This window comes from Moorena producens 3L (assembly GCF_000211815.1).
In the GTDB taxonomy this organism is placed as follows: domain Bacteria; phylum Cyanobacteriota; class Cyanobacteriia; order Cyanobacteriales; family Coleofasciculaceae; genus Moorena; species Moorena producens.
In genome coordinates this window covers 1-18,587 of sequence record NZ_GL890907.1, presented here as the reverse complement: position 1 = coordinate 18,587, position 18,587 = coordinate 1, and the positions used below count along the sequence as shown (strand labels likewise).

The following is an 18,587-nucleotide window of genomic DNA, read 5'->3' as shown; positions in this document are numbered from 1 at the left end:
GGGGGACTTTGAGAGTAGTAAGCTGTTGTGCATTTAAACTGCATATTGCTGAAATCAAATAAAAACCATAGATACGAGTCTCCTGTTGCCTGTTGCCTGTTGCCTGTTGCCTGTTGCCTACCCTCACCCAATCCTCATATCGGTTACCAAGGTTCCTGCGTCAACCGGATCATCGACTTCCACAGCCATAGTCAGGGTGTAGTTCAATGCTGGTCTGGGCTTTCCTCCCATTGCTTGCCAGAATTCCCCCAAACTCTGTAGGTTGCTCTGACTGAGACTAACTGTCCTGATCGGAGGTTCCATCCCCCTGAGGTTTCCCTGTAATACAGCCGCTGGAATCATACGATGACGCAGTAGCACTTTCATTACCTCCCCCAGCCATTGGTGCTCTTCTTGCTCTGGTCTTTGACCATTACCTGTACCTGTAAGAGCAGACCAAGCGGTGATTAGGTAAGAGCAGTCCACTCGCACTGGATTACGCCTTTTGGTCGCCCTGCCATTACTGCGTTCTGTTGACCAGGTGGTGTTGCGTAACTCCAGATTCTCACGCACATCGTAAAGAAAGAGATTAATCGCTGGCTTGACACTAAAATCCTTGTCAGGTGTGGCAAAGCTAATCGTAACTGACGAGATTAGGTCAGGAGGGAGTTCGCCCTTGAGCAATTCCTCCAACGTTTTATCCAGGTCGTGAATCATCTCATTCCCTCACTCAAGCGCGCAGGTCGCCAAATCATCAGCCAACTAGCTGAGGTCAATTGGCAATTTAGCGTTACCAAGTATCAACCTTAGAATGCTTTCTGCCCCTTAAGTCTTCTCCGTAACAAAAATAAATACAAGTTATCAGTACTTAGTGAATCGGTTGCACAGTTATTTAAGTTATTACGAATCATCACATCAGCCCAGCATACTGACCAAATTCCCCCTCTATTAACACTTTTCCCATCTTCTGATACTCTCGCCGGACTGCACGAAGCAGGTGATTCATCTTGACAATTCCACCATCATCTGCTGCTATAAAAGCAGCAGCTAGAGCAATATTACGAATATTGCCCCCAGCAATCTCGCAGTGACGGGCGATAAAATCTAAATCCAGTTCCTCAGAGCGAGGTACACGACTAGGCCAGATTTGCTCCCAGATCCGGCGGCGGTCTTTGAGATTAGGAAAAGGAAACTCAATAATAAAACGTAACCGCCGGACAAAGGCATCGTCCATATTAGTGCGGAGGTTGGTAGTCAAAATCGCCACTCCTTCGTACTCCTCCATCTTTTGCAGGAGATAGCCAACCTCAATATTGGCGTAGCGGTCATGGGCACTGCTAATTTCAGAGCGCTTGCCAAAGAGGGAATCTGCCTCATCAAACAGGAGAATGGCGTTAGCATTGGCAGCAGCTGTAAAGATGCGATTGAGGTTTTTTTCTGTCTCCCCGATATACTTACTGACCACTTGGGACAGGTCAATTTTATAGAGGTCAAGCTCTAATTCGTGGGCAATAATTTCCGCTGCCATGGTTTTACCAGTCCCTGGTGGGCCAGAAAACATGACATTCAGTCCTCTGCCCAGGGAAAGCTTGCTCTGGAAGTCCCACTCTTCCCACACCAGCTGTCGATATTTGGCTTGATTACAAATTTCCTGCAACTGAGCCTTTTGATTAACTGGCAGGACAATATCATCCCAGCTGTACTTAGGCTGAATTTGACGTGCCAAGGAACCTAGTTCATGACCAGATTGGGCACGAGCTGCTGCAAATAGTTCGGACAAGGTTGGTTTTTGATGGGGAGTGTGGGAAGTGGGAGGAGTGGGGGAGGTGTTTTGGGCAATGCGCCAACGGGCTCGATTACAGGCATCAATCACGGCATCGGTAATTTGCTCGGAATTGAGGCGGAAGCGATCGCATAAAGCATCTAGCTCTGGTCCATCTAGGGAAATACCAGCTGCCGTTAGTTGATTCTGCCAGCAACAGCGACGAACAGTAAACTCAGGGATGGGAAAAGGAACAGTAACTATTCCGATTGCGATAGTTTTCTCTGGCCTCCAGGGTTTTTCAGCAGCGAGGATAGTAATTCCTTGATGGTCTGCTATGATTCTTAGCAGAGATAGATATTGACTGGAATTCTCGGAACCTTGTATAGTTTGTTGTAGAGTTTCTAGTCCTTCTAGGTAAAGCAAAGCCTTCTGAAACCAGGCTTGACGATAAGCTAGTTTCAGGGTTAGCTCCAAGTCAGCTTTGGCTTCTATAATCCCAGTTAAATTTACGGTTAGCAATGGTGCTTCCACAGCCCTGGCAATAGCTTGGGCGGCACGGTGTTTACCACTACTATCTGCACCCTCAAAATACAGTGCCAGGGGTTTGCTTGCTTGCCAATCTTCCACAACCAGTGTTAATAAAGCCTGCTTTACTTCTTGAGCTAACGGTAGTTCTTCCAGGGAAATAGTCGGCTCAAGTAACGTACAGAAGCGTTTTAGTCGCTGATCTAATCCTTTTTCTCCCAACAGCAGAGCCAGGACTAGCCCATCCAGTTTAAGATTGTGAGCGAGCAGAGTTGGTTGGAGCTGATTAGGGTCCGAGACCAGGTGTAGTAGACTATGACGTAGGAGAGGAGCTTCCGGGGTAAAGTGACTACGGCGCGCCAGTTTCGCTTCCCCAGTTGGACAGAGCAGATTCAGGACGAGATCCACAGTGGGTCGTTTACACCGGATATCGTCTTGGAGATAAGTATAAATTCGTTCATAGCGCCGGTCTAGTTCCGGGGCGAGTGCGATCGCAATAATATCGACATCGAAAGCAGAGAGGGCAAAGGTTTCTTGCAGCCATGCTAGTGAAGAGCCTGCCAGGATAGCATCAGAGGGTAACTCCTGTGATGTTTCTGTATCTACCTGCAATACTGGTGTTCCTGGTGGCCGAGTCATCAACTGTTCCACTTCTTCCTGGTCAACTTGCATCCCCCGATAGGGATTAGTTGCAGCCATGGAACCATAGGTAACTTGAGCAGCAGCTAGAGCTCTTTCTAGCAGTCGGTCTAAGCGCTGTAACAGCAGAAAGAGTTGGTGAAATTGGGGGTTGGGAGGGAAAGCCTCGGTTTGGTTAATCATGGATTATAGCAAGGGAACAGGGAACAGGGAACAGGGAACAGGGAGCAGGGAGCAGGAAGCAGGGAGCAGGGAGAAGGGGTAGGGTGGCCAAATGATGAGAGTTTGGCAATTGGATCAGTGATCATGTCCATTTGCCCACCCGACAAGAGCGTACGCACTTTGGCCAAACCAAAGGGTAGCGGGAACCCAGGAGTAGGGGCGCACCAACCTGCGCCCAATCATCAATCTAATATCTAAAATCGAAGTTATAACAATCCGTGTAGGAATTGTGGGAATTTTATTCCCTGTTCCCTACTCCCTACTCCCGATTCCCGATTCCCGATTCCCGATTCCCGATTCCCGATTCCCGATTCCCGATTCCCGATTCCCGATTCCCGATTCCCGATTCCCGATTCCCGATTCCCGATTCCCTGTTCCCTTTGCTCTATATGTATCAACAAACAGATCCGCCCCGACCCCCGAAAGAAATCCTACCGACAATGTACGATCTACCTAGCGAAGAAAAGGAGGATTCAGGATTGCCAGATCAATACCATATTTGGCAAGCAGACTTACTGGAGAAAACGTTTTTCCCACCCAATTATCCTAGAAACCAAATTCTCGTTGCTAGCGATCTGAATATTTACTACAATCTCAAACATCCTACTTGGTATAAACGTCCCGATTGGTTTGCTGTCTTGGGAGTGGATCGTTTGTACGAACAAAGAGAATCCCGCTTGAGTTACGTGATCTGGCAGGAAGGAGTAGCTCCTTTTATTGCCATCGAATTACTTTCTCCTAGTACACAGAAAGAAGACTTAGGAGAAGTTAGACCACAAGCCAACCAACCCCCAACTAAATGGGAAGTCTACGAACGGATGCTACGGATTCCCTATTACGTGGTCTTCAATGGTAATAGCAATAAACTGCGCTTGTTTGAATTAGTGCGCAGCAGCTATCGGGAAGTGATTCTCAACGGTGACAAATTCTGGCTTCCAGAAATAGAACTAGGTTTAGGATTGTGGTCAGGAAACTATCAAGAGTTAAACCGACTTTGGTTGCGTTGGTACGATGCAGCAGAAAATTGGATTCCTACACCGGTTGAGAAAGAAAGACAGCTAGTTGAAAAAGAACGTCAACGAGCTGAACGAGAACATCAACGAGCTGAACGTCTAGCAGCTCAATTGCGAGCAATGGGTGTAGAGCCAGAAGATTGAAATTTTAGATTTTAGAGTAAGCGGTCAGCGGTCAGCGGTCAGCGGTCAGCTTAGTAGTAGCGTAGGGTGGGCAAATAATGAGAGAAAGGCAATTTGAACAAATATCATGTCCATTTGCCCACCCAACAAAATCAGGGGTAGGGTGAGCAAATAATGAGAGAAAGGCAATTTGATCAGTTGTCATGTCCCTTTGCCCACCCTACCAGAGCGATTGGCCGTAGGCCACGCTACGCGATCGCACTACTTTGAGCCTAATATTTTGTCATATTCGGCGTGTGTTCCGATCCAAAACCAAACTAGATCATTATCCTTTTCCACCGCAATCGCTCTGTAATGTAAACCCACTCGAACTGACCAAAACCGACCTACTTTCTTGAAATGTAGTGAGGGATATCGAGGATCTTGTTTGAGCAACTCGTAACATCTATCGGCAAGTTCTTGGATTTCAGACGGTAGCTGTCGATAATAATACCAAAAATCAGGTGTAGCAAGATGTTTCACAAATCAGTACAATTTCCTTGTCGTAAATGTTTCAGTGCTTTGTCTGCTAATGCATCTAGCCTACCAGCCACAACATCTGTCTCAAATTGTCGATCCCAATTTGCTGCATCAAATTCTGCAAACCAAGTCCGAAATTTGGCGAGATCCTCCCTAGAAAGTTGACTGACAGCAAGTTCAATTTCCTCTAAGGAATTCTTATTCATAAGCCCTAATTTTTGACAGATATACTCAAATTATAGAGTTTTTAGTAGGGTAGGGTGGGCAAATGATGATAGTTTGACAATTAGATCAGTTATCATGTGCCTTTGCCCACCGGACAAGTGGTCGGGTGGGCAAATAATGATAGTTTGGCAATTTAATTAGGAATCATGTCGATTTCCCCACCGGACAAAAGCGATCGCACTTCACTACCTTTATTGTGTCATATCATCGGTTTGTTGGGTTTTGTTGTCTCAACCCAACCTACACTATTCGCGTACTCACTTTCAAGCGGACATTGACAGCTGCGTTACACTTCATTAACGCACTCTACAAGAGCTTTGATATCCCTGATATATTCGATTATTAATAAACGTAAATAGTTCAGGGTTTCGACATAGTGTTTCATTTTAGGATAATCAAAGTATTGTGAAAAATACCATTCAGTAAATTTAGGGATTTCTACTAGTTTTATTTTCTGTAATTCATTACTAATTTATTGGGTATTTAATGAATTATCATTAATCACTTGAAAGGCGTATCCTCTAATAGTATCGGTTAATAGTTCAATAATCCCTAATATACTAACGTCTTGATTTTATTCCCATCGGTAAATTTTTACTCTTTCTGCCTGAGTAGCTTGATAGTCAATGAGCAATTGATTTAAGATTTGCTCAATATATCCTTTGGCTGTTATGGTATTATCAGCTTTGTTGGAAATATCTAAGTTTGGCATGATTTTTTTAAGTTTAGCCGTAATAAATAATTTTGTTGTCTCTTTCTATAAGAAATTCAGTTCCTTTATTCCATCTGAATGCCCCATTGGGTAATTGGGTTTTTCGCGACCATTTTTTGTTAAAATTAGCGGCTTTTCTGAGATACTTTAAATAATTCCCTTTAAAACCGTGTCTGTCTGCATGATCTACAATACTATTGGCTAGGCGTACCCATTCCGTAGGGTAGGGTGGGCAAATTATGAGAGAAAGGCAATTAGATCAAATATCATGTCCATTTGCCCACCCTACAAGAGCGATTGGCCGTAGGCCACGCTACGCTCCGGAAGCGTTCGCAAAGCGTGGCCGAAAGGCCTCAGCTTCCGCGCTTATGCGATCGCACTGACAAGATTCATAGCACTTTTCCCGTAACTTACCCATAGCTCATAAGCTGATAGCTGATAGCACCTCAAGTAGCGTGCGCGTAGCGCTTAAGCTGATAGCTGAATGCTTACTATCATGTCCATTTGCCCACCCTACAAAATCTATGTTCACAACTAAAATAAAAATGCTATAGGACTCCATAGTTACAGTAATAACCAGGCAAATAAATCCTTAACTGTAAGATTTAGCTCACTTACAAAAGATGGTACAGGAAGTAACATATCGGGTTGATCGAATACCTCAATTTCTTGTTTAGAATGGTAAACAAACACAGTTTTTTCCTCTGGGTCAATCAACCAACCGATCTGGGTTCCATGCTTGAGGCAATGAAGAATATTTTTGGTTACTTTTGTGTGACTTTGGTCTGGAGATAAGATTTCAATAGTCCAATCTGGAGTCAGGTTAAATACATTGGCAATTTCTCCATTATCATCACAGGGAATTCGGTTCCAAAGAAATACTGAAATGTCAGGTATTATTGAGCGACCCCCAAAGGTACAACGTAATTCAGGAAAAGCGCAAGCAATTTTTTTAGCTTTTACCAAACTATTGATTGCGGGTATTAGTTCTCCTTGAAGACGACTATGTTTTCCTTGAGGCATGGGCTTCTGAATAATTTTTCCATCAAGGTACTCACTAGCAGGCTTTGTTTCCGGTAGTTTCAGAAACTCCTCCAATGTCAGTATTTTTGGTTGTGATTGTACCATTTCAGGGTTGTCTCCAATTGTGCCAGTAGGGGTAGGGTGGGCAAATTTTGAGAATTTGATCATTTCATCAGCTCTGATGCCCATTTGCCCACCCTACAAAATCAGGCGATCGGTCTTGCTTGTCACCTATTCAGCAGGTTAAGATTTTTTTGACTTGCTCTACAATTTTAACCGATAAACCAATTAACAACAGGGTAGACGGTAGTGGATTTGCTAACCTCAGGGGTAGGGTGGGCAAATTATGATAGTTTGGCAATTTAATTAGGAATCATGTCCATTTGCCCACCGGACTTGAGCCTAAGCACTACAAGTCTAGGCGTACGCTACTTTGAGCCTAATATTTTGTCATATTCGGCGTGTGTTCCGATCCAAAACCAAACTAGATCATTATCCTTTTCCACCGCAATCGCTCTGTAATGTAAACCTACTCGAACTGATCAAAACCGACCTACTTTCTTGAAATGTAGTGAGGGATATCGAGGATCTTGTTTGAGCAACTCATAACATCTATCGGCAAGTTCTTGGATTTACGATGGTAGGTGTCGATAAGAATACCAAAAATCAGGTGTAGCAAGATGTTTCACAAATCAGTACAATTTCCTTGTCGTGAATCTTTCAGTGCTTTATCTGCTAGGGCATCAAGTCTACCAGCCGCAACATCTGTCTCAAATTGTCGATCCCAATTTGCTGCATCAAATTCTGCAAACCAAGCCCGAAATTTGGCTAGATCCTCCCTAGAAAGTTGACTGACAGCACGTTCAATTTCCCCTAAGTCACTCTTATTCATAAGCCCTAATTTTTGACAGATATATTCAAATTATACCGGGGACTACTTATTTTTTGGCATTGCTGAGGGGCGGGATTAATAGGAGTGGAACGGGCATCCTGCCCGCCGGAAGATTTTAACGGGCAAGATGCCCATTCCACGGCAAGATGCCCGTTCCACAGTAGGGTTGCCCGTTCCACAGTAGCGTAGGGTGGGCAAATAATGAGAGTTTGGCAATTGAATCCGGAATTATGTCCATTTGCCCACCCGACAAAAGCGATTGGCCGTAGGCCACGCTACGCTCCGGAAGCGTTCGCAAAGCGTGGCCGAAAGGCCTCAGCTTCCGCGCTTATGCGATCGCATTATTAAGGTGTTAGGTTTTAGGGAAACACTTAGTGGAGTAATTCCACATTCCGCAGGTTAGTTAGTCAAGAACTGCTGGCTCCAGATACAACTTTCTAGACAGAGCAATATCCTAAGCGAGGCGTAATCATGTTTGATCATAGACTATATATAATACTCGCTGCTCGCTCTGTATTGGGTCCTCTGGCGGTTTCACCTTTGTAACCAGCTTCTGCGGCAAGTTTGGTGTAGGAGTAACCTAACCTAGAATGTACCACAGTAATCCATCCTTTTGCCTCTTGCGGACGCAATTTCTTCGTTTCGCCAAGCAATCGTGCCATTTCTGTTTCAAATTCTGTCCTTCTCTTTGCCATATTTGTTTGATATTGCACCGAGTCTACTGCTTGCTTAACTAAGTCAGCTGCCTTATTTAATTGCTTATCTTGTTCAAATTTATGTGCTTCCACAAGTTTTTTCAAGTCTTCCAATTCCTGAGGTGATAGATGATTTTTAAGCACTGCGTCAGCTAATTCCTCAAGACTTTTCCTAGTTAAAGACGGATAGGTTACCTCAGCCACATATGGGCGATTAGACCAACCACTACCTGTCTTCTGATCTATGTGTGCCTCGCTTTGTGATGCTGTAATGTCAAACCAAGCGATATCCTTGTCAGTTAATTGCTCCTTAATAACAAGATCTGGTCGAGTATGACCCCGTGTCCCCTGAAGTACAATCTGCATTCCTGTTGGCAGATAGGGGTCAAGTTTGTTTGTTTTTATTGAAGCATTAGTTAGGGATTCAACTGCATAACCGTAGGATGCATAAATGAATGGCTCCTTTTTAAGGGCATCATCCAAGCTGCCACTCATCTTGTATGTATCCGTAAATGATGTAACTAGAGCTATCCATCGTTTTGTGTAACCATCTACATCTGGAATTCTGAGGGGATTTTTTAGGATATTGTCGGCAAGATTATTTACAAGTTTGTCTAGCTCTAAGACAAAGCTGTCAAAGTTATCATCTGCCCGTCGTGTCCATGCCTGAGCTCTCTGAATGACTGGAGAAGATAACTGCTTTACTTCGTCGAAGACTCTTCCAATCTTCTGCGATTGCGATCGCTGTACTGTACTACCAGTTTGCTGCACCACATGGGTCAATTCATGAGCAATCAATTCCTGCCCCCCTCGACTCCCAGGGTTATATTCCCCCTGCCGAAAGAAGATATCTTTACCTGTAGTAAAAGCACGAGCTTGAATTGATTGATTCAACTGGTCAGATTGGGTATCACTGTGAACCCTGACTCCACTAAAATCTGCCCCAAACGACTGTTCCATTGGTTTCCGGATACTCTCAGCGATCGGCATCCCCGACCCCTTTGCCTGTTGGATCGAGCTTTCCAACTCTGGGGTAGCCGCCATTCCACCGTCCTGGGATTGAAGCTGCACCATTGGCTTCCTCATCAGTTCATCTTGTTCCTGTTGAGCTTGAATCGACTGATGTTGAGTGGTTTGACGTGGAACTGGTGCGTTAATCTGTCTTACTACTTCCGATGCTACTCGGTCGGCTTCAAGCTCATACTTATCCCCAGCTTCACCAATAGTCAGCTTCGCCTGCACTAAATTCCCCTCGAACCAATTGCCCCTTAACTCATGGGAAAGTCCCCTAAACATTGGCTGACGTTGGATTGGCTGCCCACTAACAGGGGAAACACTACTCAGCAGAGGGTCAATAGTTCGAGCAACTTTCTGTTGGTAACCAACTTCTGACTGAGAGTTTTGGTGCTGGGACTTAATTAGATGACCTAGTGCCCGGTTGCCGATTATCCCTTGCAATTCTTCTATGGGGTGGAGCTCTGGCTTGGTACTAGGTGATGGTTGTTGCTGTTGAGAAGTGAGTGTTTTTGTGGTTTGGCTTTGTCGTAGATTACCCATGAGTTTTACGAAATATTTAATAGTTTGTATATTATGAGGTGATTTTACCCCTAAAATTGTCTCGTTTACCAACTAAGTCTTGAGTAATTATTCTCTCATTTTTTTTCAATAAATCATAGAAAGCTTTTAGTCTTTCCAATTTTTCAAGCCAATTTTCCATTTCCTTTGCTACTACTGTAGTTTGATCTATCTCGTCGAGAGAAACTATACTGAGGCGATTCCAATCGAGCTTTCCTTTTCCGTGTTTTTCAGCTTTAGCACCTCCCGCACTAGATAGAGGGTTTGCGGTTGCTTCTGTTGACTTCCAGTTATGAACATATCCCTCGTTACTCGCACCACCTGGAGCAGTTGTTTCTACTCCAACCTCTAGAGCTCCGAATTTTTCTGTAGTTGGAGGTCGAAAAACAATCAGCAAATGTCCGTGGGCTCCATCTGGCAAAATTATATCACTGTTGAAATCTGTCTGACCAATACCACCAACAGCTAAATTTATGCCATAAAGTTCTGTTCCATAAAATTTATTTTTAATTGCTGCTAGCTTTCCTCCTTGCTCTCGAACTTTTTCTTCCTGCCTCGACCTTTTCATGAAGTGTGTACCGAAAGAACGTTTAAACGCTCCGATACTTTCGTCTATTTTTCCTGCTTGAGTTACACCAAGCCAATTGAGTAAGGCATAGGGGTCTCTTACGCCTGCTTCACTTTTTTTCGCTAGCTTAGGAATTACAATATTGACTCTGCCACCATGAGATAGGGCGGTAGCAACATTTTCCGACCACTTTTCATATCTGGGCAAGTTACCCTCGGTTCCAATATCAGTACATTCTTTTAATCCAGCTTGCATGAGTAAAAATACTTTTTTAAGCACCCCTATGGCTTTTGTATGTTTTTCAATCGCCTCACCTATATCAACTTTCTTACCTTTCGCCTTACCGTATTGATGTATTTCTTGCTGACGCTTCTTGGCTTCCTCAATAATTATGGCTTTTCTCTCACTCCCTTTTTCCCCTAAATCAAGGGTTTTTTGCCAAACTTCACCAGTGTTACTCCGAATTTCATCCAGATACTCATTACCTCCTGGCTGATTAGCTTTGAAATGTAAAGCCATTTGATAAGGACGAGTTTTAAATAAGTACTCTTTGCTGAGACTAAGTTCTTGTAATAGTTGAGTGTTTGAGCGGCATAGCCAAGCTACGCTAGCCACAATTAGTCTTTGATTGGGATGTAGTTTGAGCCAGTCATTCTCACTTTTTTTTCTTAAGTATTCTTTAGCTTCTTCCAAAGAAAACATTTGTAAGCTTTCTAGATATCGCTTACCCTCTTCATCGTTAGCCATATTTTGAATCACATTTAGCTCATTAATACTTAGGAGCTTATTAACACCTCTTTTTTTGAGGTATATATCTTGAAAGTATTTTTGAAACTGCTTCTGAACATCTTTATTGCCGAACCCAAGTTGCTTTAAAACTTCCGGTTTAATTCTCGGCGTTGCTTCCTCCAAGGGTATGTCATGTGTTGCTTCCTCCAAGGGTATGTCATGTATTGAAAGCCAATTTGGAGAATCCGTCCATTTTTTCGGGTGTTCTTCTTTCGGGTATTTTTTTTTGCTTGGTGCCCGCTGTAGAGTTTTATTCTGCTCTAAGTGTACCTGGAATGTTGGAGAACTCGGCACACTATCACTCTGAGACTTACACTGGATTTGCCCCCCAGTTTGCTGCACCACATGGGTCAATTCATGAGCAATTAACTTCTTCCCCTCCTGACTCCCAGGGTTATATTCTCCCTGTCGAAAGAAGATATCTTTACCTGTGGTAAAAGCACGAGCTTGAATAGATTGATTCAACTGGTCAGATTGGGTATCACTGTGAACCCTCACTCCACTAAAATCAGCCCCAAACGACTGTTCCATTGGTTTCCTAATACTTTCAGCGATCGACATCCCCGACCCCTTTGCCTGTTGAATTGAGCTTTCCAACTCTGGGGTAGCCGCCATCCCACCTTCAACAGAGTCAAGCTGAACCATTGGCTTCCTCATCAGTTCATCTTGCTTTTGTTGAGGTTGAATCGATTCTGCTTGAGTTGACAGACTAGAAACTGGTGCGTTAATCTGTCTTACTACTTCCGATGCTACTCGGTCGGCTTCAAGCTCATACTTATCCCCAGCTTGACCAATAGTGAGCTTGGCCTGCACTAAATTCCCATCGGACCTTGAACCCATTAGCTCATGGGAAAGTCCCCTAAACATTGGCATTCGCTGGATTGTTTGCCCACTAACAGGGGAAACACTACTCAGTAGAGGATCTTGGGAACGATGAACTTGTCGAGATAAGTCTGGCTGGGATTTAATTAGATTACCCAGTGCCTGGTTGCCGATTATCCCTTGCAGTTCCTCGATTGGGTGGTATGTTGGCTTCCTACTTCCTGATACTATTGACTGATCTCGAGCTTGTGTCTTTTTGGTTTGGCTTTGTCGTAGATTACCCATGAGCTTGGTTAAATTAAGAGTCGGCAACAATCAATCACAGTGTAATTATCATATAGCCTTTGAGATCAAAGGGATTGTGGGAGGACGGGAGCGATCGCATTACATTGACTGACATTGGCTTTTAAAGCATGGTGCATTTTTGTATCTAGTTAGAAGTTTTCCTAATCCCTTAAAGTTTTACTCCGAATGCTTCCTTCACACCTACTATTTCTTGTATTTGAGCTTTTTACTCTCATTAAGTCGCTCAATTAGATTATAGGCAGAAACTGCCATCGGCTTTAGATCACCGACTTTCAAGTCATCTTGCATCCGACGAAGTTCAACCACCAAGGCTTTAACTGGTTTGTCACTCAGCCCAACCAAATCGTCAACACTTCCTAAAGCTCCAAGGGAGTTATGAATTGCCTCAAAATCAGCTCGCTTGTCTTTGACTAATTTGACTAAGTTGTCTGCTGACTCATCTTCATCCGCTGCTTTAATTTCCTCGGGAAGGTTAACATAGTTCTTTAACAGGTCATATCCAGTAGGAATATGTTCTAGCCATTCTTGACGAGTTAAAGTAATCCGGACTTCTTGAATATTTCCCACCATACCTTTCTCAATTGTTTTTGGGAAAATCGGTTGTCCCCCTTCACCTGTGAACCCAGCAGCATTTAAGACTAACTCAGCGAATTGATTAGGATTAGTTTTAAAGTAATTCCTGTAGGGTTCGGGAATTAATCCAAAGTTGTGGGCAAAATCAGTTCGAGCCATCATCGCTCCCGCAATGGCTTTTGAGTTATCTCTATCCGTCATGTTTGTTGCTTTGTGGAGATAATTTACCAAGATAGTCACTAGTCCCATTAATTCTTTTTTACTGACACTATCATCAATTCCCCCTACATTTAATCTCTTTACTTGATCATTGACCCATGCATCGGCCTTAGATAAAAATGATAAGTCTCCTTTACCAAATAAATCTTTATTTGCTTTTTGCTTACGAGATTGTTGTTTATGACGTTCTCTTTTAAAGAGATTTTGATTGAGCCATCCAGTGACATTCAAGTCTTCCTTAACAGTAACGTATTCGACAAGATCGCTAATCTTTCCAATATGTAAACCAGCCGTAAGCTGAGGGGAAAAGCTTAATTCCTTTCCATCTGGATAAATTCGGAGATTAGAATCAGGTTCTCCTCCACCTGCTGTTACGTCCTCTGATGGAATAAACTCCTCTCCTTTACGACTATTCAGATAACTTGCCATTGCCACAATGTTATCCATTACTGATTCAACTTCACTTTTACTTTCTAGTGGCTCTGTGACCCATTCTAAGTTAGAGCCTCCTGAAGGACTTGCATCAGCAGTTAGATCAAATTTATCACCTCGAATAAAAGCTGTTGCTTTGGGAACATTCTGACCGAGTAATGGAGGCTCACTAAGTTGTTTATTTACATACATGCTAAAAACCATTGCCTGGTAGTCCTGACTGTCCTCATTTACTCTGGTCATTAGTGCTTGACCGGCATTAGTTAGAGTAGATTGACTATCGTCAGTAAACCATAGGTCTAAACGACCTTGTTGATCCAATCCCTTTTCGTGGTTAGTAAGCTCAACTATTTTTATGGAAGGTTGTTCAGCCATTACTTTAGCCACTTTAATATTGATCGCTAAATCCCGTTGAGTCTTAGCACGTTGAAAGTCTTGCTGGGCTTGTTGCCAGTTACTTACATTTCGCACATTCCACTGTGCTTCAAATTCATATCCCACTCGACGCTGTACAACATCTACGGGAGCACTTTCATTAGTACTAATTTTATCGTTATGGTCAAATTCACTCCCATTATGCTGGTTTAATTGGCGTTGCACAGAGGCTCTATTCTGCTGCACCACATGGGTCAATTCATGGGCAATCAATTCCTGCCCTCCTCGACTCCCAGGGTTGTATTCCCCCTGCCGAAAGAAGATATCTTTACCTGTAGTAAAAGCACGAGCCTGAATAGATTGATTCAACTGGTCAGATTGGGCATCACTGTGAACCCTCACCCCACTAAAATCTGCCCCAAACGACTGTTCCATTGGTTTCCGGATACTTTCGGCGATGGGCATCCCCGACCCCTTTGCCTGTTGGATTGAGCTTTCCAACTCTGGGGTAGCTGCCATCCCACCTTCAACAGACATTAGCTGCACCATTGGCTTCCTCATCAGTTCATCTTGCTGACCTTGAGCTTGAATTGAGTCTGGTTGAGTGCTGTGACTAGTAACTGGTGTGTTGATCCGATCCACTACTTCCGATGCTACTCGGTCAGCTTCAAGCTCATACTTATCCCCAGCTTCACCAATAGTCAGCTTCGCCTGTACTGGATTGCCCTGCTGCCAATGGCCCATTAACTCATGGGAAAGTCCCCTAAACATTGGCTGACGTTGGATTGGTTGCCCACTAACAGGGGAGACACTACTCAGCAGAGGATCTTGGGAACGATGAACTTCTCCAGATTTGTATTGCTGGGATTTAATTAGATTACCCAGTGCTCGGTTGCCGATTATCCCTTGCAGTTCCTCGATTGGGTGGTATGTTGGCTTTCTACTTCCTAATACTTGAGACTGATCTCGAGTTAGAGTCTTTCTGGTTTGGCTTTGTCGTAGATTACCCATGAGCTTGACTAAATCTTAAATAGTTTGCGAAATTAACAACCAATCATATTACCGAGTAGGTTATCGGTGTAGGGGAGTGAAACTGTCAGTCTGGATTGGGAATATCCCCATCCACTTCAACTATTGGGCTTTTTTTATGATGATCTGTTCCAATTCTGCTAAGAAACTCTCGATGGCAGTAATTGTTGATTGTGCCATCCTTTCAACTAGACCTCTCTGAGCATTGGTTATCCTTCGTGGTCTTCCTTGATTAAAATTTGGGAGCAAGTCATTTAAAACTTTTATAATCTCAGCATTTCCAGAGTTATTAACCTGTTGTTGATAAATTTGCTGAACTCCATACCAATCTAAACCTAGACCCATTCCGACTTGAGTTATCCAGCCTCTTGGGTGGGCATGAGACTGTGCCGATGTCAAAACCTTTCTCAAAGCAGATCGGAGTATATTTGGAGGAATATTCCTTCTTAAAATCAACTGCTTCTCGCGAGGGTTGTAGTTTGGTAGGGGTCTTGCTTTGAGGCGCTCGCCTCCACCTGCTGTTGATGTAGCTATTGCCGCCTTGGGCTTGAAGAAGGCATATTCCTTGAGATCTCCTCGGAGGCCGCCGAGTACATTTTTCATAAGCTCCCTTCCTTCCCCACCTTTGATACCGAACAATCGATTTTTGAGTCCGCTGTTACGGTCTGTTGGATCATTTAAGAGTGCTTCATACTTTATAAGTGTATTAGGTTCAGGAAAATATGGTGCCCTGGGATCTACTTTTGAAATAATCCGACGAACCTTCATATCAATTTTATTAGCCAGTACACTCAAATCGTCATCAGCAGGCAAATCTCCACCCTGAGCCCCTTGACGCAGCTCGTACCCACCGCTGGCAAGATAGGGGAGTTGTCTTCCTTTAGTCTGATGACGTGTAAGGAGTTGGTCGTACTTGGAAAATAAACCCATGGGTTGATAATGACCGTGTCGAGATTGCTCCTCTGGAACTTTGAGACTAAGCGCGTCTGCATCCCCAATATGAATATAAATGTTTGGTATGTTAAATCGATTTTTTAGGTCATCGACACATTTTCGAGTGTATTGGCTTTTAGTTATTTCATCCCTAAATACCCCATAAGGGAGATACTCGGCTTGTGTTAATGGGCGTTCTGCTTCTTGCTGATCGGCAGCAGCAAGTGTCCGGAAGTCTGCTTCTATCTTATGTGAATTAGCCTGTATCCCTGTAGAGTTGTCCAACCAAAACGGTTCCCATGTAAATCCAAAAACAATCCCTGGATAGTTAAAATTGCCTGTATTATCGATCACATTTCTGATTTCATCCTCACTTCTAGCCCTCATTAAGCTTTTGTATTTATTCACCCCAACTACTAGCCTAAATCGATAAGACATCTCTGTTTTATCTTCAAACCCCTCCTCATACTTAGTAGCGATTGCGTTTGGAGTTGTACCTCCCGGATAGGTAGGAACATTTGCCACATAGCCGTAATTAAACTGGGGATATGGTTGATTGGGTCGATGACCAACTAACTTTTGATGTACATAGGAAGTCCGAGGAGGATTTTGTCTGTGATCTTTAACAGTTTTTAGTTCGTATCTATTTTGGAACTCCATCAAAGACATACACTGGATCCTAGCTACAGGAGCTGCGCTGACCCTAACCGATTGATTAGTCACAACTTTGCCACCTCCTTGCTGAATCACATGAGTCAACTCATGGGCAATCAATTCCTGCCCTCCTCGACTCCCAGGGTTGTATTCCCCCTGCCGAAAGAAGATATCTTTACCTGTAGTAAAAGCACGAGCCTGAATAGATTGATTCAACTGGTCAGATTGGGCATCACTGTGAACCCTCACCCCACTAAAATCTGCCCCAAACGACTGTTCCATTGGTTTCCGGATACTTTCGGCGATGGGCATCCCCGACCCCTTTGCCTGTTGGATTGAGCTTTCCAACTCTGGGGTAGCTGCCATCCCACCTTCAACAGACATTAGCTGCACCATTGGCTTCCTCATCAGTTCATCTTGCTGACCTTGAGCTTGAATTGAGTCTGGTTGAGTGCTGTGACTAGTAACTGGTGTGTTGATCCGATCCACTACTTCCGATGCTACTCGGTCAGCTTCAAGCTCATACTTGTCCCCAGCTTCACCAATAGTCAGCTTCGCCTGTACTGGATTGCCCTGCTGCCAATGGCCCATTAACTCATGGGAAAGTCCCCTAAACATTGGCTGACGTTGGATTGGTTGCCCACTAACAGGGGAGACACTACTCAGCAGAGGATCTTGGGAACGATGAACTTCTCCAGATTTGTATTGCTGGGATTTAATTAGATTACCCAGTGCTCGGTTGCCGATTATCCCTTGCAGTTCCTCGATTGGGTGGTATGTTGGCTTTCTACTTCCTAATACTTGAGACTGATCTCGAGTTAGAGTCTTTCTGGTTTGGCTTTGTCGTAGATTACCCATGAGCTTGACTAAATCTTAAATAGTTTGCGAAATTAACAACCAATCATATTACCGAGTAGGTTATCGGTGTAGGGGAGTGAAACTGTCAGTCTGGATTGGGAATATCCCCATCCACTTCAACTATTGGGCTTTTTTTATGATGATCTGTTCCAATTCTGCTAAGAAACTCTCGATGGCAGTAATTGTTGATTGTGCCATCCTTTCAACTAGACCTCTCTGAGCATTGGTTATCCTTCGTGGTCTTCCTTGATTAAAATTTGGGAGCAAGTCATTTAAAACTTTTATAATCTCAGCATTTCCAGAGTTATTAACCTGTTGTTGATAAATTTGCTGAACTCCATACCAATCTAAACCTAGACCCATTCCGACTTGAGTTATCCAGCCTCTTGGGTGGGCATGAGACTGTGCCGATGTCAAAACCTTTCTCAAAGCAGATCGGAGTATATTTGGAGGAATATTCCTTCTTAAAATCAACTGCTTCTCGCGAGGGTTGTAGTTTGGTAGGGGTCTTGCTTTGAGGCGCTCGCCTCCACCTGCTGTTGATGTAGCTATTGCCGCCTTGGGCTTGAAGAAGGCATATTCCTTGAGATCTCCTCGGAGGCCGCCGAGTACATTTTTCATAAGCTCCCTTCCTTCCCCACCTTTGATACCGAACAATCGATTTTTGAGTCCGCTGTTACGGTCTGTTGGATCATTTAAGAGTGCTTCATACTTTATAAGTGTATTAGGTTCAGGAAAATATGGTGCCCTGGGATCTACTTTTGAAATAATCCGACGAACCTTCATATCAATTTTATTAGCCAGTACACTCAAATCGTCATCAGCAGGCAAATCTCCACCCTGAGCCCCTTGACGCAGCTCGTACCCACCGCTGGCAAGATAGGGGAGTTGTCTTCCTTTAGTCTGATGACGTGTAAGGAGTTGGTCGTACTTGGAAAATAAACCCATGGGTTGATAATGACCGTGTCGAGATTGCTCCTCTGGAACTTTGAGACTAAGCGCGTCTGCATCCCCAATATGAATATAAATGTTTGGTATGTTAAATCGATTTTTTAGGTCATCGACACATTTTCGAGTGTATTGGCTTTTAGTTATTTCATCCCTAAATACCCCATAAGGGAG

General features: G+C 43.7%; 13 protein-coding genes and 2 pseudogenes. 1 reads left to right on the top strand and 14 read right to left on the bottom strand.

What is annotated here, in order from left to right; all coding sequences use genetic code 11:
* Window positions 1-123: 123 nt before the first annotated feature.
* Window positions 124-696, bottom strand: coding sequence for a Pvc16 family protein (locus tag LYNGBM3L_RS13790; protein WP_008184121.1), 573 nt, complete (start codon window positions 694-696; stop codon window positions 124-126).
* 193 nt (window positions 697-889) lie between these two features.
* Window positions 890-3,091, bottom strand: coding sequence for an ATP-binding protein (locus tag LYNGBM3L_RS13785; RefSeq protein ID WP_008184118.1), 2,202 nt, complete (start codon window positions 3,089-3,091; stop codon window positions 890-892).
* Window positions 3,092-3,519: 428 nt separating this feature from the next.
* Here LYNGBM3L_RS13785 and LYNGBM3L_RS13780 point away from each other — a divergent pair, with 428 nt between their 5' ends.
* Window positions 3,520-4,287: a Uma2 family endonuclease gene (locus tag LYNGBM3L_RS13780; RefSeq protein ID WP_008184114.1), complete on the top strand. Its 768-nt coding sequence runs from the start codon at window positions 3,520-3,522 to the stop codon at window positions 4,285-4,287.
* A gap of 240 nt (window positions 4,288-4,527) precedes the next feature.
* On the opposite strand, the gene LYNGBM3L_RS13775 is transcribed toward LYNGBM3L_RS13780, so the two are convergent.
* The 12 genes and pseudogenes from LYNGBM3L_RS13775 to LYNGBM3L_RS45090 all read right to left on the bottom strand — a co-directional run.
* Window positions 4,528-4,788, bottom strand: a complete 261-nt coding sequence (locus LYNGBM3L_RS13775; RefSeq protein WP_008184113.1) for a ParE family toxin-like protein — start codon at window positions 4,786-4,788, stop codon at window positions 4,528-4,530.
* Window positions 4,785-4,991 carry a hypothetical protein gene (locus tag LYNGBM3L_RS13770; RefSeq protein ID WP_008184111.1) on the bottom strand — a complete coding sequence of 69 codons (207 nt, stop codon included), beginning with the start codon at window positions 4,989-4,991 and terminating at the stop codon, window positions 4,785-4,787. Before LYNGBM3L_RS13770 ends, LYNGBM3L_RS13775 begins: the two co-directional genes overlap by 4 nt.
* A 593-nt stretch (window positions 4,992-5,584) precedes the next feature.
* The gene (locus LYNGBM3L_RS46495; protein ID WP_008184109.1) at window positions 5,585-5,722 is read right to left on the bottom strand and encodes a hypothetical protein; all 138 of its coding nucleotides are present in this window, start codon (window positions 5,720-5,722) and stop codon (window positions 5,585-5,587) included.
* A 564-nt stretch (window positions 5,723-6,286) separates the two neighbouring features.
* Complete coding sequence (locus LYNGBM3L_RS13760; protein ID WP_044493168.1) at window positions 6,287-6,850, bottom strand: Uma2 family endonuclease; 564 nt, start codon at window positions 6,848-6,850, stop codon at window positions 6,287-6,289.
* A 323-nt stretch (window positions 6,851-7,173) separates the two neighbouring features.
* Window positions 7,174-7,377 (bottom strand): annotated as a pseudogene (locus tag LYNGBM3L_RS47370) (ParE family toxin-like protein).
* Between the two features lie 53 nt (window positions 7,378-7,430).
* Window positions 7,431-7,637: a hypothetical protein gene (locus LYNGBM3L_RS13755; protein WP_008184105.1), complete on the bottom strand. Its 207-nt coding sequence runs from the start codon at window positions 7,635-7,637 to the stop codon at window positions 7,431-7,433.
* Between the two features lie 75 nt (window positions 7,638-7,712).
* A complete protein-coding gene (locus LYNGBM3L_RS43460; protein ID WP_154659778.1) occupies window positions 7,713-7,853 on the bottom strand; it encodes a hypothetical protein in 141 nt (46 codons plus the stop codon).
* A 263-nt stretch (window positions 7,854-8,116) separates the two neighbouring features.
* Window positions 8,117-9,889, bottom strand: a complete 1,773-nt coding sequence (locus LYNGBM3L_RS47365) for an eCIS core domain-containing protein (protein ID WP_008184103.1) — start codon at window positions 9,887-9,889, stop codon at window positions 8,117-8,119.
* 31 nt (window positions 9,890-9,920) lie between these two features.
* On the bottom strand, window positions 9,921-12,371 hold the full coding sequence (locus tag LYNGBM3L_RS34880) for an eCIS core domain-containing protein (RefSeq protein WP_008184101.1): 2,451 nt from the start codon (window positions 12,369-12,371) through the stop codon (window positions 9,921-9,923).
* 204 nt (window positions 12,372-12,575) lie between these two features.
* The gene (locus LYNGBM3L_RS47360) at window positions 12,576-15,002 is read right to left on the bottom strand and encodes an eCIS core domain-containing protein (protein ID WP_008184099.1); all 2,427 of its coding nucleotides are present in this window, start codon (window positions 15,000-15,002) and stop codon (window positions 12,576-12,578) included.
* 120 nt (window positions 15,003-15,122) lie between these two features.
* Window positions 15,123-17,465, bottom strand: coding sequence for an eCIS core domain-containing protein (locus tag LYNGBM3L_RS34870; RefSeq protein WP_008184097.1), 2,343 nt, complete (start codon window positions 17,463-17,465; stop codon window positions 15,123-15,125).
* Between the two features lie 120 nt (window positions 17,466-17,585).
* Window positions 17,586-18,587: pseudogene (locus tag LYNGBM3L_RS45090) on the bottom strand (DUF4157 domain-containing protein); the annotation flags it as partial.